This is a genomic window from Streptomyces sp. NPDC004031, assembly GCF_053604375.1.
On record NZ_JBSGHL010000034.1, the window covers coordinates 53,029 to 72,819 of the forward strand.

General features: G+C 75.0%; 24 protein-coding genes and 2 pseudogenes. 18 read left to right on the forward strand and 8 right to left on the reverse strand.

Going from position 1 to position 19,791, the window contains the following annotated elements; all coding sequences use genetic code 11:
- The first annotated feature begins 77 nt into the window (after positions 1 to 77).
- Both ACWERV_RS21930 and ACWERV_RS21935 read left to right on the forward strand, forming a co-directional pair.
- Positions 78 to 812 carry a beta-glucanase gene (locus ACWERV_RS21930; protein ID WP_452935501.1) on the forward strand — a complete coding sequence of 245 codons (735 nt, stop codon included), beginning with the start codon at positions 78 to 80 and terminating at the stop codon, positions 810 to 812.
- Between the two features lie 79 nt (positions 813 to 891).
- Positions 892 to 1,728 carry a VOC family protein gene (locus ACWERV_RS21935; protein ID WP_452935504.1) on the forward strand — a complete coding sequence of 279 codons (837 nt, stop codon included), beginning with the start codon at positions 892 to 894 and terminating at the stop codon, positions 1,726 to 1,728.
- Here ACWERV_RS21935 and ACWERV_RS21940 read toward each other — a convergent pair.
- The gene (locus ACWERV_RS21940) at positions 1,691 to 1,951 is read right to left on the reverse strand and encodes a hypothetical protein (protein ID WP_452935507.1); all 261 of its coding nucleotides are present in this window, start codon (positions 1,949 to 1,951) and stop codon (positions 1,691 to 1,693) included. The genes ACWERV_RS21935 and ACWERV_RS21940 overlap by 38 nt on opposite strands.
- A gap of 97 nt (positions 1,952 to 2,048) precedes the next feature.
- Positions 2,049 to 2,666 carry a TetR/AcrR family transcriptional regulator gene (locus ACWERV_RS21945; RefSeq protein WP_452935580.1) on the reverse strand — a complete coding sequence of 206 codons (618 nt, stop codon included), beginning with the start codon at positions 2,664 to 2,666 and terminating at the stop codon, positions 2,049 to 2,051.
- 294 nt (positions 2,667 to 2,960) lie between these two features.
- On the opposite strand from ACWERV_RS21945, the gene rpmG reads away from it, so the two are divergent.
- From rpmG to ACWERV_RS21960, 3 genes are all read left to right on the forward strand, one after another.
- The gene (gene rpmG / locus ACWERV_RS21950) at positions 2,961 to 3,125 is read left to right on the forward strand and encodes a 50S ribosomal protein L33 (RefSeq protein WP_398184141.1); all 165 of its coding nucleotides are present in this window, start codon (positions 2,961 to 2,963) and stop codon (positions 3,123 to 3,125) included.
- Between the two features lie 52 nt (positions 3,126 to 3,177).
- Entirely contained in the window at positions 3,178 to 3,429 is a 252-nt protein-coding gene (locus ACWERV_RS21955; protein WP_452935511.1) for a type B 50S ribosomal protein L31, read from the forward strand.
- Positions 3,430 to 3,599: 170 nt separating this feature from the next.
- Complete coding sequence (locus ACWERV_RS21960) at positions 3,600 to 4,247, forward strand: hemerythrin domain-containing protein (protein WP_452935514.1); 648 nt, start codon at positions 3,600 to 3,602, stop codon at positions 4,245 to 4,247.
- A 50-nt stretch (positions 4,248 to 4,297) separates the two neighbouring features.
- Here the strand turns inward: ACWERV_RS21960 and ACWERV_RS21965 are convergent, their stop codons facing one another.
- Complete coding sequence (locus ACWERV_RS21965; RefSeq protein WP_452935516.1) at positions 4,298 to 4,786, reverse strand: N-acetyltransferase family protein; 489 nt, start codon at positions 4,784 to 4,786, stop codon at positions 4,298 to 4,300.
- Between the two features lie 101 nt (positions 4,787 to 4,887).
- A pseudogene (locus ACWERV_RS21970) lies at positions 4,888 to 5,686 on the reverse strand (IS5 family transposase).
- Between the two features lie 54 nt (positions 5,687 to 5,740).
- Here ACWERV_RS21970 and ACWERV_RS21975 point away from each other — a divergent pair.
- Positions 5,741 to 6,268, forward strand: coding sequence for an N-acetyltransferase family protein (locus ACWERV_RS21975; protein ID WP_452935518.1), 528 nt, complete (start codon positions 5,741 to 5,743; stop codon positions 6,266 to 6,268).
- A gap of 15 nt (positions 6,269 to 6,283) precedes the next feature.
- On the opposite strand, the gene ACWERV_RS21980 is transcribed toward ACWERV_RS21975, so the two are convergent.
- The 3 genes from ACWERV_RS21980 to ACWERV_RS21990 form a co-directional block, all read right to left on the reverse strand.
- Positions 6,284 to 6,916: an AAA family ATPase gene (locus ACWERV_RS21980; RefSeq protein ID WP_452935521.1), complete on the reverse strand. Its 633-nt coding sequence runs from the start codon at positions 6,914 to 6,916 to the stop codon at positions 6,284 to 6,286.
- Positions 6,917 to 6,990: 74 nt separating this feature from the next.
- Positions 6,991 to 8,574 (reverse strand): MFS transporter, encoded by a 1,584-nt coding sequence (locus ACWERV_RS21985; RefSeq protein ID WP_452935524.1) that lies wholly within the window; start codon positions 8,572 to 8,574, stop codon positions 6,991 to 6,993.
- A gap of 12 nt (positions 8,575 to 8,586) precedes the next feature.
- Positions 8,587 to 9,153 carry a DJ-1/PfpI/YhbO family deglycase/protease gene (locus ACWERV_RS21990; RefSeq protein ID WP_398184120.1) on the reverse strand — a complete coding sequence of 189 codons (567 nt, stop codon included), beginning with the start codon at positions 9,151 to 9,153 and terminating at the stop codon, positions 8,587 to 8,589.
- A 216-nt stretch (positions 9,154 to 9,369) separates the two neighbouring features.
- Between ACWERV_RS21990 and ACWERV_RS21995 the strand changes: the two genes are divergently transcribed.
- The 11 genes and pseudogenes from ACWERV_RS21995 to ACWERV_RS22045 all read left to right on the forward strand — a co-directional run bounded on the left by ACWERV_RS21995 (position 9,370) and on the right by ACWERV_RS22045 (position 18,312).
- Positions 9,370 to 10,419, forward strand: a complete 1,050-nt coding sequence (locus ACWERV_RS21995; protein WP_452935527.1) for a cation diffusion facilitator family transporter — start codon at positions 9,370 to 9,372, stop codon at positions 10,417 to 10,419.
- Between the two features lie 527 nt (positions 10,420 to 10,946).
- Positions 10,947 to 11,453, forward strand: a complete 507-nt coding sequence (locus tag ACWERV_RS22000; protein ID WP_452935530.1) for a hypothetical protein — start codon at positions 10,947 to 10,949, stop codon at positions 11,451 to 11,453.
- Entirely contained in the window at positions 11,450 to 11,734 is a 285-nt protein-coding gene (locus ACWERV_RS22005) for a monovalent cation/H+ antiporter complex subunit F (protein WP_452935533.1), read from the forward strand. The genes ACWERV_RS22000 and ACWERV_RS22005 overlap by 4 nt, the downstream gene beginning before the upstream one ends.
- Positions 11,731 to 12,081, forward strand: coding sequence for a monovalent cation/H(+) antiporter subunit G (locus ACWERV_RS22010; protein ID WP_452935536.1), 351 nt, complete (start codon positions 11,731 to 11,733; stop codon positions 12,079 to 12,081). Before ACWERV_RS22005 ends, ACWERV_RS22010 begins: the two co-directional genes overlap by 4 nt.
- Positions 12,078 to 12,389 carry a Na(+)/H(+) antiporter subunit B gene (locus tag ACWERV_RS22015; RefSeq protein WP_398184106.1) on the forward strand — a complete coding sequence of 104 codons (312 nt, stop codon included), beginning with the start codon at positions 12,078 to 12,080 and terminating at the stop codon, positions 12,387 to 12,389. The genes ACWERV_RS22010 and ACWERV_RS22015 overlap by 4 nt, the downstream gene beginning before the upstream one ends.
- The gene (locus ACWERV_RS22020) at positions 12,386 to 13,168 is read left to right on the forward strand and encodes an MnhB domain-containing protein (protein WP_452935539.1); all 783 of its coding nucleotides are present in this window, start codon (positions 12,386 to 12,388) and stop codon (positions 13,166 to 13,168) included. Before ACWERV_RS22015 ends, ACWERV_RS22020 begins: the two co-directional genes overlap by 4 nt.
- Positions 13,165 to 13,509 (forward strand): sodium:proton antiporter, encoded by a 345-nt coding sequence (locus ACWERV_RS22025; RefSeq protein WP_398184102.1) that lies wholly within the window; start codon positions 13,165 to 13,167, stop codon positions 13,507 to 13,509. The genes ACWERV_RS22020 and ACWERV_RS22025 overlap by 4 nt, the downstream gene beginning before the upstream one ends.
- 121 nt (positions 13,510 to 13,630) lie before the next feature.
- The gene (locus tag ACWERV_RS22030; protein WP_452935582.1) at positions 13,631 to 15,376 is read left to right on the forward strand and encodes a complex I subunit 5 family protein; all 1,746 of its coding nucleotides are present in this window, start codon (positions 13,631 to 13,633) and stop codon (positions 15,374 to 15,376) included.
- Between the two features lie 94 nt (positions 15,377 to 15,470).
- Complete coding sequence (locus ACWERV_RS22035; protein WP_452935543.1) at positions 15,471 to 16,736, forward strand: MFS transporter; 1,266 nt, start codon at positions 15,471 to 15,473, stop codon at positions 16,734 to 16,736.
- Between the two features lie 63 nt (positions 16,737 to 16,799).
- A pseudogene (locus tag ACWERV_RS22040) lies at positions 16,800 to 17,517 on the forward strand (LLM class flavin-dependent oxidoreductase); the annotation flags it as partial.
- Positions 17,518 to 17,598: 81 nt separating this feature from the next.
- Positions 17,599 to 18,312 carry a GNAT family N-acetyltransferase gene (locus ACWERV_RS22045; protein ID WP_452935544.1) on the forward strand — a complete coding sequence of 238 codons (714 nt, stop codon included), beginning with the start codon at positions 17,599 to 17,601 and terminating at the stop codon, positions 18,310 to 18,312.
- Positions 18,313 to 18,328: 16 nt separating this feature from the next.
- On the opposite strand, the gene ACWERV_RS22050 is transcribed toward ACWERV_RS22045, so the two are convergent.
- The gene (locus tag ACWERV_RS22050) at positions 18,329 to 18,799 is read right to left on the reverse strand and encodes a DUF5709 domain-containing protein (RefSeq protein WP_452935547.1); all 471 of its coding nucleotides are present in this window, start codon (positions 18,797 to 18,799) and stop codon (positions 18,329 to 18,331) included.
- Between the two features lie 334 nt (positions 18,800 to 19,133).
- On the opposite strand from ACWERV_RS22050, the gene ACWERV_RS22055 reads away from it, so the two are divergent.
- Complete coding sequence (locus tag ACWERV_RS22055) at positions 19,134 to 19,751, forward strand: flavodoxin family protein (protein ID WP_452935550.1); 618 nt, start codon at positions 19,134 to 19,136, stop codon at positions 19,749 to 19,751.
- The last annotated feature ends 40 nt before the right edge of the window (positions 19,752 to 19,791 follow it).

Sequence of the window (19,791 nt, forward strand, 5' to 3'; positions counted from 1 at the left end):
GCTGCCGGTCACCCGGTCGAACCCGATTCAATAGGGGCAATTCCGGCCTACGTCGACCAGCAGCAGGGAGCCCCCGCATGATGACCGACCGCACCGCCGCAGCGGTGGTCTTCGACGCGCCCTTCACCGACCGGACGGCCTGGGCGGCCGGCCGCACCTCCGCCTATCCCGAGGACGGGCGCAACCCCGGCGACAACAAGCTCGACCGCATCGGCCCCGGCTACGCGCCGACCGCCGACGGGGTCTTCACCGCCCGCCGCGCGCCGGACGGCGCCTGGCACTGCGCGCTGGTCTCCACCGAGTACGCCCCCGGCGGTTTCGAGCTGCTGCCGGAGGACGAGCTGAGCGCCACCTGCGTCGTCCACGACGTCCAGGGCGTCTGGCCCGCGCTGTGGACGTGGGGGCGCGACGCCGGCCAGGGTCCGCAGCCCGGCCACGGCGAGGTCGACGCCTTCGAGTACCACCCCGACCACCCGCGGATGCTGGAGCTGACCAACCACGTCCGCGCCGCCGGGCACTACGCCGAGGGCGCCGTCACCCCCGGGGTCCCGTTCCTGCTGCGCGTCGTCCTCGGCGCCCGCAGTGTCGAGTGGTACGCCGACGGGCGCCTGCTCTACGCCGACAACCGCGGCGTCGGCCCGCACTGGCGCGCCTGGCCCGTGGTGAGCGTCAGCGTCGCCGCCGGGCGGTACGGCCACCTGCCGCCCGCGCCCGGCACGGACGAGCTGGCGTGGCAGTGCACGGGCCTGACCGTGCGCCGCCCGGTGCCCGCGATCCCCCGCGTTCCGCCCGCCGAAAGATCGCATGATTGATCGTTGCGAAAGCGGGCAGGCGGAGCATCACCATCCCTGCGCGCCAGGGATCCCTGAGCCATGGAACGGAGTCGGTGCGATGACCCGGCGACAGCCGTCGCACACCCACCCCCACCCCGCCGGTGCGCCCGGCACGGATGTGGCGCGCGGTGCCCCCTGCTGGGTCAGCCTGACCGCGCGCGATCTGGCCGCCTCGGAGAAGTTCTACGGCACCGTGCTGGGCTGGGAGTTCCGCTCGACCACGCTCGGCTCGCGGTTCGCGGTCGCCCTCAGTGACGGCCGGCCGGTCGCCACGATCGGCGCCGTCGCCGGGGACATGCAGGTCGCCGTCGTGTGGACGCCCTTCTTCGCCGTCCCGCAGGCCGACGAGGCGACGGCCCGGATCCGCGAGCGCAGCGCCACCGTCGCGCTGGGCCCGGTGTCCTTCGCCTCCGGCCGCGCGGTGCTCGCCGCCGACCGGGACGGCGCGGTCTTCGGCGTCTGGGACGGCCGGCTGCCCGGCGGCTGGCAGTCCTGGCACGACCGCGGCCCCGTCGTCGTACGCCTGCACACCCGGGACGCCTTCGAGTCGGCGATCTTCTACGGCGGCGTGCTCCAGTGGGCCGACGACGAGGCCGACTGCTGCACCGTCGGCTACGAGTTCGACCAGGCCGAGGTCGTCGTGCGGACGGGCAGCAGCGTCGTCGCCCGGATCTCCTCCGGCGCCGTCGAGGCGGCGCCGGACCCGCTCGCCCGCCCGCACTGGTCGGTGGCCTTCGCCGTCGAGGACGTGCCGGCCACCGTCGAGGCCGCGCGCGTCCTCGGCGCCACCGTCGTCGACGCGGGTGAGAACGCCGAAGGGCCCTGGGCCGACATCCGGGATCCGGACGGCGGGCTGTTCACGGTGTTCGCGCGCTCGTCGACGACGGAGCGGTAGCGGGCAGCGCGCCCGCGGTCCGGGCCGCCCGTCCGCGCCGCAGCGCCGAACGCAGCGCCCGGCAGCCGCGCCCCATCGGGCCCGGCGGCGGGATGGGCGGCAGCGGCGCCGCGTCGATCATCGCGTCGATCTGGTCCTTGACCCACTGGTTGGGCCCCGCGGACCGCCCGGCCGTCCGCGGGCTCCGACCCTGGCCCTCGCTTCGGCCCTGCCACTGCTCCATGCCCCCGCCTTCCGCCCGTGTGCCGCAGAATATACACGAACGGTCGTGCTAAAAGCTGGACCCTTTCCGGGCCCGTGGTCCACCGGGGAACGCCGCTTCAGGCCCCGGCAGGCTCGGCGGTTTCCGCAGGCTCGGCGGGCAGCAGGGCCGGGTCCGTCGCCGCGTCCCGCAGCCGGTTCAGGATGCCGCGGGCCGCCATCCGGTAGCCGGAGTCGTCGCCATGCAGCACCGATTCCCCGTTGGCCAGCTCCATCAGCGCGCAGATCTCGAAGACGAGCTGCGCCCGGTCCACGTCGGCCCGCGCCTGCCCCGCGTGCTGCGCCTCGCGCAGCGTCTGCTCCAGGAAGGAGAACCAGTTCCGCCGCGCCGCCGCGATCGTGTCGTGCAGCCGGCCCGGCCGGGCGTCGTACTCCGCGGCGGCGGCGTAGAAGAAGCAGCCGCCCGGGAAGACCCGCCCCCGCGAGTACGCGAGCCAGCCCGTGCACAGCTGCCACAGCCGGTCGACGCCGTGCGGCAGCTCGTGCGCCGGGTGCACGACATGCTCCAGGAAGATGCGGATCGCGGTGCGCACGGTCGCGAGCTGCAGATCCTCCTTGGAGCCGAAGAGCGCGAAGACCCCGCTCTTGCTCAGCCCCAGGTCGCCCGCCAGCCGCCCGACCGTCAGCCCGTCCAGGCCCTCGACCGACGCCACGGCGACCGCGTGGCCCAGCACCAGGCGCCGGGTCTCGTTGCCGCGCGCGACCCTGCCGTCGACGCCGCCGCGCGCGGTCCGGGCCGCCCCCGCCGTACGGGAAAGATCCGCAGCCCGTGCCGTCCGCGCCGATTTCGTGGCCGCCACCTAAGCCTCCGCCGGGTCGCCGTTGCCGATCCGCCCCAGGGTACGCGCGCGGGGCGCACGGCCGTGCGCTCACCGACGGGCCGCGCGGGGATCGGGAATGCCCGGGGGACCGGGTGCGTTGACCCGACCGCAAGGCGAAAACGACAACCATGTCGGAGAGGAAGTGGTCCCATGGCCCGCAGCGAACAGCGCCCCGTGGTCACCCTGCGCTCCACCGCCGGTACCGGGCACAGCTACGTGACCCGCAAGAACCGGCGCAACAACCCCGACCGGCTGACGCTGCTCAAGTACGACCCCGTCGCCCGCGCGCACGTGCTCTTCCGCGAAGCGCGCTGACCGCACGGCCCACGGCAGCACCGGCCCCCGACCCCACCGCGAGAGGACACCCATGAAGCACGGCATCCACCCCGAGTCCCGCCCCGTGGTCTTCCGCGACAAGGCCGGCGACCTCGCCTTCCTCACCAGGTCCACGGCGACCGCCGACCGCACCGTCGTCTGGACGGACGGGCAGAGCTACCCCGTCATCGACGTGGAGATCTCGTCGGCGAGCCACCCCTTCTACACCGGCCGCGCCCGCGAACTCGACACCGCCGGACGCGTCGAACGCTTCCGCCGCCGCTACGGCCGCACCGCCGGCTGAGCCGGCCGCAGCCACCGGCCCGCACAGGGCCGTGCACCACCGGGCCGCGCCCCCTCGCACTCGCGGGGGAGCGCGGCCCGTCACACTTCCCGCGCCGGAATCGTCACAGGGACGACCGTCCTACGCGCCGCACGCACCCGCGGGGCGCGTCCTTGTGAGAGGAAGACCTGATGCGCAATCCCGACCTGTCGACCGATTTCACCATGATGTACGTGATGCACGACGCCCTCCGCCGGGAGCTGGGCCACATGAACGCCCTCGCCGCCCGTACGGACATCGATCCCCGCGAGGTCTTCCGCGGCGCGCCCGGCTGGCAGCTCTTCAAGGACGTCCTGCTGGTCCACCACAGCGCCGAGGACGCCGCGCTGTGGCCGGGGATACGGGAGGCCGTCGAGGGCAAGCCGGAGCTGCTGGCGGTCCTGGACGCGATGGAGGCCGAGCACGCGCACATCGACCCGGCGCTGGAGGCCGTGGACGCCGCCGTCGCCGCCGACGGCCCGGACGACGGCGCCCTGGCCGCCGCGCTCGGGCTGCTGACCGAGGGGCTGACGGCGCACCTGGCCCACGAGGAGGACGAGGGTCTCCCGATCGTCGACGCCCACGCGACGCCCGAGGTGCTGCAGGAGTTCGGGGTCGAGCACAGCAAGGGTTTCGGCCCGAAGGTGCCGCAGGTGCTGCCGTGGCTGCTGGAGGGCGCGGACGTCGCCGACGCCGAGGTGACGCTGCGGCCGATGCCCGAGCCGGTGCGCGCCCAGCTCGCCGCCGAGTGGCAGCCCGCCTTCGCCGCGCTCGGGCGCTGGGGGACGCCTGCCGCCTGACCGGCGTACCGCCGTACGGGGCCGGCCGACGTCCCGTACGGCGGGCCCCGTCAGAGCGCGCGGTGCATGATGTGCAGGCCGACATAGCCGAGCCGCGGGTGGCGGAAGCCCTCGGGAAGCGTCCCGAGGACCTCGAAGCCGAGCGACCGGTAGAGCGCCACCGCCGGGGTGTTGGAGGCCACGACGGCGTTGAACTGCATCGCCCGGTAGCCCGCGGCCCGCGCCCACTCGACCGAGTACGCGCACAGTGCGCGCCCGACGCCCTTGCCCTGGTGGGCGGGGTCGACCATGTAGCTGGCGCTCGCGATGTGCGAGCCGTTGCCCATGTGATTGCGGTTCATCTTCGCGGTGCCCAGCACGGCACCCTCGTCGTCGACCGCGACGACGGTACGGAACGGCTCCGCGAGCATCCACCAGTCGCGGGCCTGCCCGCTCGTCAGATCCGGCGGGTAGGTGAACGTCTCGCCCTCGGTGATGATGTGCTGGAAGAACGGCCAGACGGCCGGCCAGTCCTGGTCGGTTGCTTCCCTGATCAGCATCGGGCCAGCCTGCCCGCTGCCGTGCGGCCGCCGCCACCGCTTATCCGCCCGGCCCGTCCGCCCGCCCCGTCCCGACCTCCCGGCGGCACTAAGACGTCGTTTCACTTGGCGAGTCGGCGATGGGCGATGAGGGCTGCGGCTATGCCGACGAAGGCGAGGAAGTGTTCGGCCTTGCGCTCGTAGCGGCGGTGCAGGCGGCGGCAGCCGGCCAGCCAGGAGACCGTTCTTTCGACGACCCAGCGGTATCGGCCCAGCCGGGTGGAAGACTCGATGCCCTTGCGGGCGATGCGGTGGCGGATGCGACGCTCGCGAAGCCATTTCCGCAGGTGGTCGTAGTCGTAGCCCTTGTCGGCATGGAGCTTGGCAGGACGCCGGCGGCGCGGTCCGCGGCGGGAGCGGATGGGCGGGATCCCGCGCACGAGCGGCTGCAGGCCAAGGCTGTCGTGCATGTTCGCGCCGGAGATGCCCAGCGACAGCGGCACGCCGTTCCGGTCGGTGATGAGGTGGATTTTCGATCCGCTCTTGCCACGGTCGGTCGGATTCGGTCCGGTCAAAGGCCCCCTTTTGCCGCCCGGACGCTGACCGAATCGATCGCGCACCGCGACCAGTCCAGCGCGCCCCGCGCACCGAGTTCGTCGAGGACGACCCGGTGGAGCCGGGCCCACACCCTGGCCTGGCTCCACTGGGCGAAGCGCCGGTAGACGGTGGGCCAGGCCGGCCCGAACACTGGAGGCAGCTGCCGCCAGGTGCAGCCCGAGGTGGCCACGAAGATGATCGCCGCCAGGCATTCGCGGTCACCAGCCCGCCGCCTTGCGGACGTATGACCTCCGTCGGCGGGACCACCCGCCGGAACAGCGTCCACAACTCGTCCGGCACCAACCGCTCAACCAGATCCGTCATGCACTACTCAACGAACGATCACGCCATCAGAAACGACGTCTAAGCTGGGCGCCCATGGACGACAGCGCGCCCCGCATACGCATCCGGCCCGGCGGCCCCGCCGACGCGCCCGCCGTGCTCGACATGCTCGACGGCGCCGTGGCGTGGATGAACAGCCGCGGCAACACCGAGCAGTGGGGCACCACCCCGTACTCGCGCAAGCCCGGCGGGGTGGAGCGGGTGCAGCGCTACACCACCGAGAACATGCCCTTCGTCGCCGAGGTGGACGGAGTGCCCGCCGGGGCGCTGGTGCTCGACACCGGCCCCAGCCCGCAGATGCCCATCGCGCCCGCCGCCGAACCCGAGCGCTACGTCCGGCTGCTGGTCTCCGACCGGCGGCGCGCCGGGCAGGGCATCGGCGCGGCGCTGCTGGAGCACGCCGCCGAGCAGGCCCGGCAGGCGGGCGTGTCGCTGCTGCGCGTCGACTGCTGGGCGGGCGGCGGGGGCGGCCTGGTCGCGTTCTACGAGCGCTGCGGCTTCACCCGCACCGAGAGCTTCCTGTCCGGCAGCTGGCCCGGACAGGTCCTGGACCGCCGGGTCTGAGGCCGTTCCGCCCGGTCAGCCGAGGCGGATGTGCCTGACGCTCACCCAGGTCCGCCGCAGCCCGCCCCGCAGCGGGCCGTCGGTGTCGGGCGCCGCGTCCAGCCCGGCGCGGGCGGCGATCCGCCCGGCCACCTCCGGGACGCCGATACGGTCGGTCCACAGCTGCTCGGCGAACTCCGGCCCGCGCAGCCGCTCCAGACACAGATCCAGCTTTCCGAGCGCGAAGCTCTCCCGCCGCAGCGGGACGTCCTTCCCGGCGACCGCCCCGACCGCCCACCCGAAGGCGCGGCCGCGCAGCCGCCGCACGACGGTCTCCCGCTCGGCGAGCAGCGCGAAGTGCCGTACGTCGTGCCCGCGCTCGCGCAGCCGTCCGACCGTCTCGGCGAAATACCCCGGCTCCACGACCGTCATCGGCACGATCACCGCCCCCGGATGCCGGGTCGCCGCGATGTCGAGGACCTCGAAGACCCCCTCCCGCCACGCCCTCAGGTCCTGGAAGTCCCCGCGCAGCGCCCGCGGCATCGCCCGGTGCAGCCCGAAGCCGACGTTCTCCGGGTCGCACACCACACTCCCCGCGACCCGCCTGGCCAGCTCGTACGCGGTCGCGGTCTTGCCGCCCCCGAAGGGCCCGTTGATCCACACCAGCATCCCCCGAGCCTACGCGCCCGGACCGTCTCCCGGCCGGAAGGCGGAGAGCGGGGAGCGGGGAGCCGGGGGTGCGGTCAGCCCTCCGTCGGGGAGACGAAGTCCCGGCTGCGGATCAGCAGCAGCGAGAGCACGCCGCCGACCAGCGCGATGACCGCCGCGACCAGCAGGATGTGGTCCAGGCCCGAGGTGAAGGCGGCGCGGGCCGCGGCGGCCGCCGCGGGGCGCTGTGCGGGCGGCAGGTGCGCGATGGCGGCGGAGGACTCGCCGTTGGTGAGCGCCGACGCGAACTGCGGGGCCTGCGGACCGAGCCCGGGGATCCGGCTCAGCTGCTCCATCACCACCGACTGCACCCGGGTGGCGAACAGCGAACCCAGCAGCGCGATGCCGGTCGCGACGCCGACCTGCCGGAAAGTCGAGTTCACACCCGAGGCCATGCCCGCCTGGCGGGCCGGGACGACGCCCACCGCGGTCGACGCGAGCGGCGGGTTGATCATGCCGATGCCGACGCCCGCGAGCAGCAGGCCGGGGATCAGGTGCGTCCAGTCCGAACTCGCGCCCAGCCCGCGCATCCACAGCAGGCCCAGGCCCACGACGATGCCGCCCGGCCCGATCAGCAGCCGCACCGGCACGCGCGCCGACAGCCGCCCGGAGACCGCGGCCACCACGAAGATCGGCCCGGAGGCCACCAACAGCCGCAGACCCGTGCCGAAGGCGGAGTAGCCCAGCACGTCCTGGATGTAGAGCGTCAGGTACAGGAACATCGCGAAGATCGACGCGGACATGGTGAAGGCGGCGACCAGCCCGCCGGAGAAGGTGGGCTTGCGCAGCAGCGACAGGTCGAACATCGGGTGGCGTCCGGCGACCTCGATCGCCAGGAAGGCGCCGAAGAGCAGTGCCGCGGCGGAGAAGCACTCCAGCACGAGGGTGTCGGTGAAACCCCGCTCGCCGGACTTGATCAGCGCGAAGACCAGGAAGGCGAGCGAGCCGGTGAAGGCCGCGAAGCCCCACCAGTCCGGCCGCCGCGGCCGCGGGTCACGCGACTCGCGGACCCGCTTCCACGTCACCGCGAGCGCCAGCAGCCCGACCGGCACATTGACGAAGAAGATCCAGCGCCAGGAGATCCCCGAGGTCAGCGCGCCGCCCACGACCGGCCCGACCGCCACGGCCAGGCCGGTGACCGCGCCCCACACCCCGAAGGCCAGCCCGCGCTCGCGGCCGTGGAAGGTCTCGGCGAGGATCGCCAGCGACACCGCGAACATCGCCGCGCCGCCGATGCCCTGGAGCCCGCGCGACAGCTCCAGGAAGAGCGTGCCGGTGGCCAGCCCGCACAGCAGCGAGGCGATCGTGAAGACGGTGAGACCGCCCAGGTAGGCGCGTTTGCGCCCGAAGAGGTCCGCCAGCGAGCCGCACGTCAGCAGCGTCGAGGCGAGGGTGAGGGCGTAGGCGTCGACGACCCACTGGAGGTCGGAGAAGCTGCTGTGCAGCTCCCGCTGGATGTCCGGCAGCGCGACGTTCACGATCGTGATGTCCAGCAGCAGCATGAACGTGCCGACGCACACCGCCGTCAGCGTCCACCAGCGGTGGACCTCGCCCTGCTGCGCCTGTCCGCCCGAGGGTGCGGCCTTTGCCGCGGCGGGGGTCTGGGCCCTGGTCGCCATGGTGCCTGCCTCTCAGGGTGATGTGACCAGCGCCGCCTCCACCTCGCGGAGGAAGTCGTCCAGGTCGTCGGGCGTCCGCGAGGTGATCAGCGTCCAGCCGCCGGTGCCGTCGGCGACCACCGGGCGGTCCACCCAGCGGCCGCCCGCGTTGCCGATGTCGGTACGCAGCGACGGGTACGACGTGAGCGTCTTGCCGCGCACCACGTCCGCCTCGACCAGCGCCCACGGGCCGTGGCAGATCGCCGCGACCGGCCGCCCCGAGGCGGCGAAGGCGCGGGCCGTCTCCACCGCCCGGTGGTCCATCCGCAGATGGTCGGCGTTCAGCGCGCCGCCCGGCACCAGCAGCAGGTCGTAACCCGCCGGATCGGCGTCGTCGAGCGTCGTCGTCGGCGGGACGCTGCGGCCCGGGTCCTTGTCGCCGACCAGCGTCTGCACCGGCTCCCCGGACACCGCCGCCACGTCGACGTCGGCGCCGTTGCCGCGCAGATGGTCGACGGGGACGATCAGCTCGTCCTGCTCGACCCCGTAGTTCGTGACCACCGTGAGGACCCTGCGCCCCTGGAGATCGTTGCCGGCCATGGGCTGCTCCCTTCCCGGGTGCCTGCGCACCGTCCTCCCACGCGTGCCCGACCGGAACGCCGGTATGCATCGCCGTCCCGCGCCCCCGCCGATTGCCGCCGCACAGGACGGGTACGCGCCAGACCAGGGACAATGCCGGCCGCGTAGGAGCCAAGGAGACGTCACGATGGACGAAGCCGCCGACACCGCCGCCCCCGCGGCGCGCCCCGGTCGCCCGTGACTCCCGGCGACGGCGACGGCACGGACCCGCCGCGGCAGGCAGACGACGACGGCCGCACCACCGGCACCGTCGTCGTCGCGCTGCTGGCCAATGTGCTGATCACCCTCGCGAAGGCGGTGACCGGAGCGCTCACCGCCTCCCCGGCCCTGCTCGCCGAGGCCGCGCACTCCGTCGCCGACACCCTCAACGAGGTGTTCCTGCTCGCCTCGGTCCGCCGCAGCCGGCGCCGCCCCGACGCCCTCCACCCCTTCGGCTACGGCAAGGAACGCTACTTCTGGGCGCTGCTCGCGGCGGTCGGCATCTTCGTCACCGGCGGCTGCTTCTCCTTCTACCAGGGCCTGCACGCCTGGTTCATGCCCGAGCACCAGTCCACCGGCGGCTTCGTGGCCACGTACGCGGTCCTCGGCGTCGCCCTCGTCGCCGAGGGCACCTCGCTGCTGCGAGCCGCCGCCCAGCTGCGGGCCCGCGCGCGGTCCCACGGCCGCACCCTCGCCCGTGAGGTCGCCGCGAGCGACGACCCGACCGTGCGGACCGTCTTCGCCGAGGACGCCACCGCCGTCCTCGGCGTGCTGCTCGCCGCCGGAGGCGTCCTCGGCCACCAGCTCACCGGCTCCCAGCGCTGGGAGGCCGCCGCCGCGCTGGCCATCGCCGTCCTGCTGGTCCTCGTCGCCTACGGCCTCGGGCGCGCCGCCCGCGACCTGCTCGTCGGCCAGGCCGCCGACCCGCGCCAGCAGCGGCAGGCCTACGGCATCCTCGCCGAACAGCCCGAGATCGACACGGTCACCGCGCTCCAGACCATGCGCCTCGGCGTCGACACCGCGCTGCTCGCCGCCCGCGTCGACCTGCGCGCGGGCATCGACAGCGAGCAGGTCGAGGAGGTCAGCGTCCGCATCAAGGCCGAACTCCACCGCCGCTGCCCGGCCTTCACCGAGATCTTCCTCGACATCGTCGACGCCGACACCACCGACCGCGCCCGCGCCGCAGCCCACCGCGACGCGATCGACCGCGCAGCCGCAGCCCAGGACGACACGGACCTCTCCCCCTGACCCCCGCCATGCCCCACCCCCCAGGGCCGCACCTTCCAGGGGCGCGGGGAACTGCGCGACCAGCCCCGACGGTGGGAAGGCCGCGGTACCCACCGCAGGGCGCACCCCGTAGCGCCCCAGGGGCGCGGGGAACTGCGCGCTCAACCCCAGCGGCGGGAGGGTCGCGGTACCCACCGCAGGGTGCACCCCGTGGCGTCAAGGGGCGCGAGGAACTGCGCGACCAGTTCCGACGGTGGGAAGGCCGCGGCACCCACCGTAAGGGGGCAGCCGGTGGCGTCCGGGGCGCGAGGAACTGCGCGCTCAGCCACAGCGGCGGGAAGGCCGCGGCACCCACCGCAAGGCGCACCCCCGTACCGCCCCAGGAGCGCAGCCAACCCGCGGGAGCGGGCCAGGCCCCCTACGCCGCACGAGCGGCACCCGCCGGGTTTCCGGCGCGGCGCGCGGGACAGACGGTGGCCATGGCGTAGCCCATGCGTAGGCGCGGCCGACCCGGCCGCACCGCGCACGCGCGGGAGGGAGGCCAGGAAGTGCGCAGGACGCACCACGCGCTCGCCTCGGCCGTCACCGTCCTCGCATGGACGGGCCTCCTGCTCGTTCTCTACGTGATCCTCATCTCGGCCGTGACCCCCCTGGAGTGGGCCGTCGGCGGCGGCCTCGCCCTGCTGGGCGGCTGCGCCGCGGACGCCGTCCGCCGTGCGGAGCGGCCCGCGGTCCGGGCCGACCGCCGTACCGCCGCGGCGCTCGCCGCGCTGCCCGCGGCCCTGCTGCGCGAGACGGCGGAGCTGGCCCGCGCCGTCGTCCGCGCCCTGTTCCGCCGGGACGGCGGGTCCGCCGACGACGGCCCGGTCGCCGTCCGCCTCCCCGCGGGCGGCGACCCCGCCGTCGTCGCGGTGCTGTTGTCCGCGACGCCGGGCGCGTGCGTCGTGGACATCGCGCCGGGTCCGGCCCCGGAACTGGCCGTCCATCTGCTGGGCGGCACGGACCGGCGGCCCTCACCGGTCGAGCGGGCCCTCGGCGTGCGGCGGCCGGAGTGAACGCCTGGCTGCTCGCCGCGTGCGTGCTGCTGCCCGCGGGTGTGGGGCCGTGCGTGTGGCGGGCGTGCCGCGGCGCGCCCGCGCAGCGCCTCGCGGCGACCTCGCTCGCAGGGACCATGGCGGTCGCCGTCTTCCTGCTGGCCGCGCGCGGCATGCACCGCTCGTCGTACGTGGACGTCGCCCTCGTCGCGGCGGTGCTCGCGCCGACGTCCACGCTGGTGTACGCCCGCTGCCTCGCGGGAGGGGCGGACGGCTCGGACGAGGCGGAGGAGCCGGGGTGAGCGCCACCCACGTCCTCGCGCTCGCGCTGCTGTGGTGCGGCGCGGCCGCCCTGCTGCTGGCCGCCGTGGCGCTCGCGGTGCTGCCCACCGCGTACGGCAGGCTGCACGCGCTCGCGCCCGCGACGGGCCTCGGCGTCCCGTTGCTGTGCCTGGGTCTCGCCGTGGACGCGGGCGCGGGCCGGGCGGCGGTGAAGCTGCTGGTCGTCGGCGCGCTCACCGCCGTGTCGGGGCCGGTCGTCACGATCGTCATCGGCCGCACGATGATCCGTACCGGCGCGGCGCCCGCCCCCGCGACCGGGGCGCGGACGGACCAGGACGGGGCGGCGGAAGGAGAGCCGCCGACGTGAACACCCCCACCGCGGCAGCCGACTTCCTCGTCGGCGCCGCGCTCGTCCTGGTGGTGGCCGCCGCGACGGCCGCCGCGCTCACCCGCGACCCGGTGCGCCAGTCGGTGCTGCTCTCGGCGCTCGGGGTGTGCCTGGCGCTGCTGTTCCTGCTGGTGCAGGCGCCCGACGTGGCCCTGTCCCAGCTCGCGGTGGGCAGCGCGATCACCCCGCTGCTGATCCTGCTGACGGTCCGCAAGGTGCGCCGCGGCGCGCGCGACCGCCCGCGGGACGGCGGGGCGGCGCGGCGCGAGCGGGGGAGCGGGCGGTGAACCGGCGCGCCCGCGGCATCGTCTTCCTGCTGGCCGCCGCCGTCTTCGCGGTCTTCTTCACGCTCGCGTGCACCGGCCTGCCGCACTTCGGCACCGCCGACCACCCGTACGGCACCAGGGCGGTCGCGGCGTCGGTGCGGCAGCACACCGCGAACGTGATCTCGTCGGTCAACTTCGACCAGCGCGCCCTGGACACCCTCGGCGAGGAGTCCATCCTCTTCGGCGCGGTCCTCGGCTCCGTCGTCCTGCTGCGCCGGGCGCGCGACGAGGACCGCGCGGAGCCCGCGCCGCACCCCGTCCTGCCGTCCACGCTGCTGCTCGGCGCGGGGCTGCTGCCGGTGACGGTGCTGGTGGGCGGGTACGTCGTGGCGCACGGCCAGCTCAGCCCCGGCGGCGGCTTCCAGGGCGGGGTGCTGCTCGCGACGGGTCTGCACCTGGCGTACGTGGCGGCCGACTACCGGGTGCTGCGCCGGGTGCGCCCGCTCGCGGTCTTCGCCGCGCTGGACGCGGTCGGGGCGGGGGCGTTCACCGTGCTCGGCTTCGCCGGGCTCGTCGCGGGCGGCGCCTTCCTGCAGAACGTGCTGCCGCTGGGCACCTTCAACCAGCTGGCCTCCGGCGGTCTGGTGCCGCTGGTGAACGCCGCCGTCGGGGTGGAGGTCGCCTCGGGCGTGATCGTGCTGGTCGCGCAGTTCCTGGACCAGGCCGTGGAGATCGACGAGCCCGCCGCACACCCCGCCACACCCCCCGGCGGCCCGCGCGAAGAAGGAGACGAACGGTGAGTGTGCTGCCCTTCCTCGCGGCCGGCTGGATCTTCCTCGTCGGTGTCTACGGCATGGTCACCAGCCGCAACCTGGTGCACGCCGTCGGCTGCCTGGCGGTGACCCAGTCCTCGACGTACGTGCTGCTGCTCGGCATCGGCTACCGGCGCGGCGGCACCGCCCCGGTCTTCTCGGACATCCCCGTCGGCACGACCGTGGTCGATCCGGTGGTGCAGGCCCTGGTCCTGACCGACGTCGTGGTCGGGGCGACCGTCACCGCACTGCTGCTGAGCCTGGTCATCCAGATCCGCAAGCGCACCGGGACGGTGGACCCGGAAGCGCTCACCGACCTGAGGGGCTGAGGGCGTCCGCGTGCCGTCCACCGGAGGGGGAACCGCCGATCTGCTGCCGCTCGCCGTGGCGCTTCCGCTGCTGGGCGCCGCGGTGCTGGTGCTGGCCGGGCGGGTGCTGCCGCGCACCGCCATGGACGCGCTCGCCACCGCGTTCGCCGCCGGGACCGCCGCGGAGATCGCCCTGCTGTGGGCGCGGATCGGAAACTGCGGCGGACGCGTGGTGTCCTGGGCCGGCGGGTGGACGCCGCACGGCGGGCACAGCGTCGGCATCGTCCTGGTCGCCGACCGGCTCGGCGCCGGCCTCGCCCTGCTCGTCGCGCTGCTGGTCACGGCCGTCCTCGTCTACTCCTGGCGCTACTTCGACGAGCCGCCCGCCCGGCACCGCGGCACCTTCCCCGCGCTGCTGCTGCTCTTCGAGGCGGGCATGTGCGGCTTCGCGCTCACCGGCGACCTCTTCGACGCGTTCGTGTTCTTCGAGCTGATGGGCGTCGTCGCCTACGCCCTGACGGGCTTCCGTATCGAGGACCCGCGCCCGCTGCACGGCGCCCTCACCTTCGGCGTCGTCAACTCGCTCGCCGCGTACTGCTCGCTGCTCGGCATCGGACTGCTCTACGCCCGCACCGGCGAGCTGGGCATGGCGCAGACCGGCGCCGCGCTGGCCGGACACCGCGCCGACGCGCTCACCGTCACCGCCTTCGTCCTCGTCATGGCCGGGCTACTGGTCAAGGCGGCGATCGTGCCCTTCCACTTCTGGCTGCCGGACGCGCACGCCGTGGCGCCCACCCCGGTGTGCATGCTGATGTCCGGCGTCATGGTCGAGCTGGGCCTGTACGGCGCCGCGCGCGTCTACCTCACGGTCTTCGCGGGTCCCGGCGGCATCCCCGCGGAAGCGGTGACCCGCACCCTGGGCACGCTCGGCGCGCTGACCGCCCTGACCGGCGCCGTCATGTGCTGGCAGCAGCGGCACCTCAAGCGGATGCTGGCCTTCTCCACGATCGCGCACTCCGGGCTGTGGCTGCTGGGCCTCAGCCTGCACGGCGCGGACGCCACCGCGGGCACCGCGCTCTACGTCGCCGGGCACGCCGGGGTCAAGGCCGCGCTCTTCGGCCTGACCGGCGTCCTGCTCGACCGGCACGGCTCGGTCGACGAGCACGGCCTGTACGGCACGGAGCGCGGCTCGCCGTACACCGGCGCGCTGTTCCTCACCGGGGCCCTCGCGCTCGCCGGGCTCCCGCCGTTCGGCACCGCGCTCGGCAAGGCCGTCGCCGAGCACGCGGCGGGGGAGCACCTGCCGTGGCTCCCCGCGCTCTACGTCCTGGTGTCGGCGCTGACCGGCGGCGCCGTGCTGCGCGCGGGCCTGCGTATCTTCCGCGGCGCCGGGCCGCGGCCCGAGCCGAGCCACTCCGACGTCGAGACCAGCGGTTCGGGCGAGGAGCCCGAGGTGCGCGACCCGCGCCGCAGGGCGCCGCGCACCATGACCGCCGTGCCCGCCGCCCTGCTGCTGGGCGCCCTCGCGATCGGGCTGTGGCCCGCCACCGGCCGGTCGCTCGGCACCGCGGCCGCCGCATTCGCCGACCGCACCGGCTACCTGGCGCAGGTCCACGGCGCGCCCGTACCGCTGCCCCCGGCGGCGCCCGAGGCCGCGTGGACCGTGCCCGGTGTGCTGCTCGGCCTGCTGTCCGCCGGCGCCGCGGCGGCGGTCGCGCTCCTGGCGCTGTACCCGGCGGGGCGCCCGCTGCGTGCGGCGGTGCGGTCCGCCGAGCGGCGGTTCGTCGTCCCCTTGCGCCGTCTGCACTCCGGCCACATCGGCGACTACGTCGCCTGGCTGATGGTGGGCCTGGCCGGGCTCATGGTGGCGCTCGCCGCGCAGCTGTGAGCGCGCACCGCGCGGCGGACGGCGGAAGTGGGCCAGGAAAATACGCCGGAACTGGGCCTGAACACCGGCCCGCCCGCCCCGTAACGTCGTCCGTGTGACGACCCCTCCGCAGCGCGGACTCGCGCTGGCCCAGCTTGCCAACTCCGTCGGCGACGGCGCCTTCTACACGACGTCGGCGCTGTACTTCACCCGCGCCTGCGGGCTGTCCGCCGGGCGCGTCGGACTCGGGCTGACCCTCGCCTGGGGCGTGGGCTCGCTCGTCGGTGTGCCCCTCGGCCGGCTCGCCGACCGGCGCGGGCCGCGCGGCACCGCGGTGCTGCTGGCGCTCGCCACCTCCGCGGCGGTGGGCTCCTTCCTGCTGGTACGGGGCTTCGCCGCGTTCGTCGCCGTCGCCTGCGTCTACACCGCGGCGCAGTCCGGTCTGGCGGCGTCCCGGCAGGCGCTGCTCGCCCGCCTCGTCCCGCCCGGTGACCGCACCCGGCTGCTGGCGCGGCTCCAGGCCACGCTCAACGGGGGCCTCGCGGTGGGCGCCGCCGTCGGCGGGCTCGCGCTGGGCATCGGGACGGCCCTGGCCTACCGCGCCGCGCTGGGGCTGGACGCGCTGTGCTTCGCGGGCTGCGCGCTGCTCCTGCTGCGCCTTCCCGCGGCCGGTCCCGGGACGGGTACGGCCCAGGCGCCCGCCGTGGCACCGGTCCGGCGTCCCGGTGTGCTGGGCGACCGGCCGTACGCGCTGGTGGCGCTGCTCAACGCCGTGCTGATGCTGCGCCTGCCGCTGCTCAGCCTGGTGCTGCCGCTGTGGATCACCGAGCGGACCGGGGCTCCGGCCTGGCTGGCGTCCGGGCTGTTCGTCCTCAACACCCTCGCGGTCACGCTGTTCCAGGTGCGGACGGCGCGCAGCGTCACCGGCATCGGCAGCGCGCTGCGGGCGGTCCGGCTGTCGGGCCTGGTGATGCTCGCCTGCTGCGCCGTCCTCGCCCTGTCGGAGGGGCGCTCGGCCGGACCGGCCGCGGTCGTCCTCGTCACCGGCGCGGTGCTCCAGGTCGTCGCCGAGATGCAGCAGTCCGCGGGGTCCTGGCAGCTGTCCTTCGACCTGGCCCCGGCCGACCGGATCGGCGAGTACCAGGGCTTCTTCGGCACCGGGGTGACCGTCGCCCGCACGCTCGGCCCCCTGGTGCTGACCACCCTGCTGCTGGACTGGGGCACGCCCGGCTGGCTGCTGCTCGGGGCGGTGACGGCCGCGGCTGCCTACGCCATGGGACCGGCCGCCCGCTGGGCCGAACGCGCCCGGACGGCCCGCGAAGAGCCCGGCGCCGCGACCGCTCCCGGCCGCCTGGAGACGGCGGGCGCCGTTCCGGCGTGAGACGGGCCCCGGGAGAGGAAGGGATCCGCGGGTGCCGGGTCCACCGCCCAGGGCCCACCGCCCAGGGCACGCATGGCCGAGCAGGCGGGTTTCACGGCGCCGGCGATCTCCGACCACTACCACCCGTGGAACGACGAGCAGGGCGAGAGCGGGTTCGTCCGCGGTGATCGGCGCGCCGGCCCAGGTGACGTCACGGCCCGTCACGAGGCTCGTGACCTGGCCGACCGTGCGGATGCACCCCGCCGTCACCGCGCAGGCCGCGGCTACCTCCGCGACGCTGCTGGACGGCGGTTTCCGCTTCGGCGCCGGCGCCGGCGAGGCCCTCAACGAGCACATCACCGGCGGTGCCTGGCCCGACGCGCCCGTCCGTACGCGCACGCCTGAGGAAGCGCTCCAGGTCGTCCGCAAGCTCTGCACCGGCGACCGCGTCACCCACCGCGGTCCGCACTGCACCGTGGCGAACGCCCGCCTCCACACGCGGGAGCGGGCGATCGACACCGTGCACCGGCTGTGGCCCAGCGAGCAACTGCCGGGCGAACTGGCCCAGGTGCTGCCCGCCCCCGAGCACATCGGGCAGGCGTCCACCCTCGTCACCCGGGACGCGGCCGAGGCGGCGGGCACCTTCGGCGACGACCCGGACAGCCATGTCCGCGCGGTCCGCGCGTGCGCCGAGGCGGGTTTCGACGAGGTCTACGTGGCCCAGATCGGCCCGGAACAGCGGCAGTTCTTCGACGCCTACCGCAGCAAGGTGCTGCCCGCCCTCCCGGACGCGTCGGCCTGAGCACACCGCTCCTTTGCCGCCGGACCGACGGGGACCGGAAACGGGCTGACGCGCCGGGCGCACCTGTGTAAGGTTCACTTCGTGACTGGGACCATTACTTCATCAGGTGTCGGCAGCACGGACGGACTCGGCCTCGCGGAGCTGAAGCGCGCGTGGGTCGAGGGCTGGGTGGTCTCCCGGGCGGCGGCGCCGCCGGTCGAGGAGCCGTGGGGCTTCACCGTCGACGTCGGTCTGGTGCCGCAGGTGCGGCGGTACGTGCTGCCGGACGCGGACGAGGCGCTCGTCCGCATGTTCGTGCGGACCGTCACCGCGCCCGGCACCTGGATCAAGTGCTTCCTGGAAGCGGAGACCGTCGCGGCCTGGCTCGCCCCGGGCTGGGAACTCGACGCCCCCGGCTTCCTGATGGCCACCCGGCTCGCCCCCGGGCCCGAGCCCCGCTGCCCCGGCGGCTACCGGCTGCGCACCTGGACCCACGGCGGCCTCACCCGCGCGCTCGTCACCACCGGCGACCACGCCTTCGCCGCCCGCGGCCAGATCGCCGTCCCCGCACCCGGCGCCGCCGCCGTGATCGACCAGATCGAGACGGCGCCGGGCCACCGCCGCCATGGTCTCGGCAGCCTCGTCATGCGCACCTTGTGCAACGCGGCGGCCGCCGCCGGATCCCCCACCGCCGTCCTGGGCGCGACCACGGAGGGCCGCGCCCTCTACGAGCACCTGGGCTGGACGGCGTACGGGCCGCTGACCGGCGCCGTCCTCAGCCCGCCCGCCGAACCGTCCGCCACGTCGGGCCGGTAGACCGGCGGCCTCGCGCTCATTCGCGTCCCGGGCTCTCCGGGTCCTCCGTCACGTGCACCGCCGCCTCCTCCGCGCCCGCCGCCGCGCCGTCCACACCGACGTCCTCGGCCGTCACGGGGTCGCGGGTGGCCCGCTCCATGCCCTGGTCCGGCGCGACGAGCCGCCCGGCGCGGGCGTCACCCGCCTCCGGGTCCACCGGCTCGCCCTCGGTGTCGGAGGTGTCGCCGATGCCGTCACCGGCGCCCGGCTGCACGTCCGGCCTCTCCTGGGCCAGGCGCTGGTCGAGCGACTCGCCCTCGCGCTGCTCCTCGGCGGTGGTGCCGGGGCCGTCCATGGCATAGGGCCGCTCGGGTGGGGAGTAGCCCTTGTCCAGTTCGGCGTCGTAGTCGTCCTCGCCGAGGGCGTCCTCCATGTCCAGCGGGTCGGCCTGCTCGTCCTCGTCACCGGTCGGCTGATAGACCTCGTCGCCCATCGTCTCGTCGCTCATGACGGCACTCCTTCCGCAAAGCGGTGTGGCCTGCGGCTGCCCGCTGATCGTCCCGCCATGCATGCGCGGCCGGGCATCCGCCGTCCGGGGAACGGCGCGCGTACCGGCCCGCACGCCGGACCATCTGCGCCCGGTGCCCGACGCCCTGCCGGGCGGCAGGGCCGCAGGTCCGACCCGCGGGCGCGGAAGGTGCCGGGCGGGGCGGTCTTCGCCGCCGGCGTCCTCGCGGTCGCGGGACCCGACGACCACCGGCTCTCGACCCGCCGCGCCCTGCGGCGGGCCCAGGGGCACCGCGCAAATGTTTCCGGGCCGGTCACCGGGTTATTCGCGAAGTATGACCGACGGTGAATTGCGGGCACTTGCCCTGGTCTGCACCCTCAAGCCCGGCCCCGCGCCGTCCAGCTCCCACCTGCTGGCCGAGCAGGTGCTCGACGCGCTGCGCGGGCACGGCGTCAGCGGGGAGGCGGTGCGGATCGCCGACCACGACGTCCGGCCCGGCGTGACCGCCGGCGCGGTGGGCGACGGCGACGCCTGGCCGAGCATCCGCGCCCGGATGCTCGCCGCCGACATCCTCGTCCTGGCCACGCCCATCTGGCTCGGCCACCCGTGCAGCGTCGCCCAGCGGGTGCTGGAACGCCTCGACGGCGAACTGTCCGAGACCGACGAGCAGGGCCGGATGCGCACCTACGGCAAAGCCGCCGCCGTCGCCGTCGTCGGCAACGAGGACGGTGCCCACAAGGTGAGCGCCGACCTCTTCCAAGGGCTGGGCGACGTCGGTTTCTCCCTCGCGCCCAACGCCGTCACCTACTGGGTCGGTGAGGCCATGCACGGCACCGACTACCTGGACCTGGAGGAGACGCCCGACAGCGTCAAGACCACCACCGCGACACTCGCGGCCACCACCGCGCACCTCGCGCGCGTGCTGCGCGGCGCGCCCTACCCGCCGGTCTGACCGGCCCGGGTGCCCACGACCCCCGACCGACAGGAGCCGC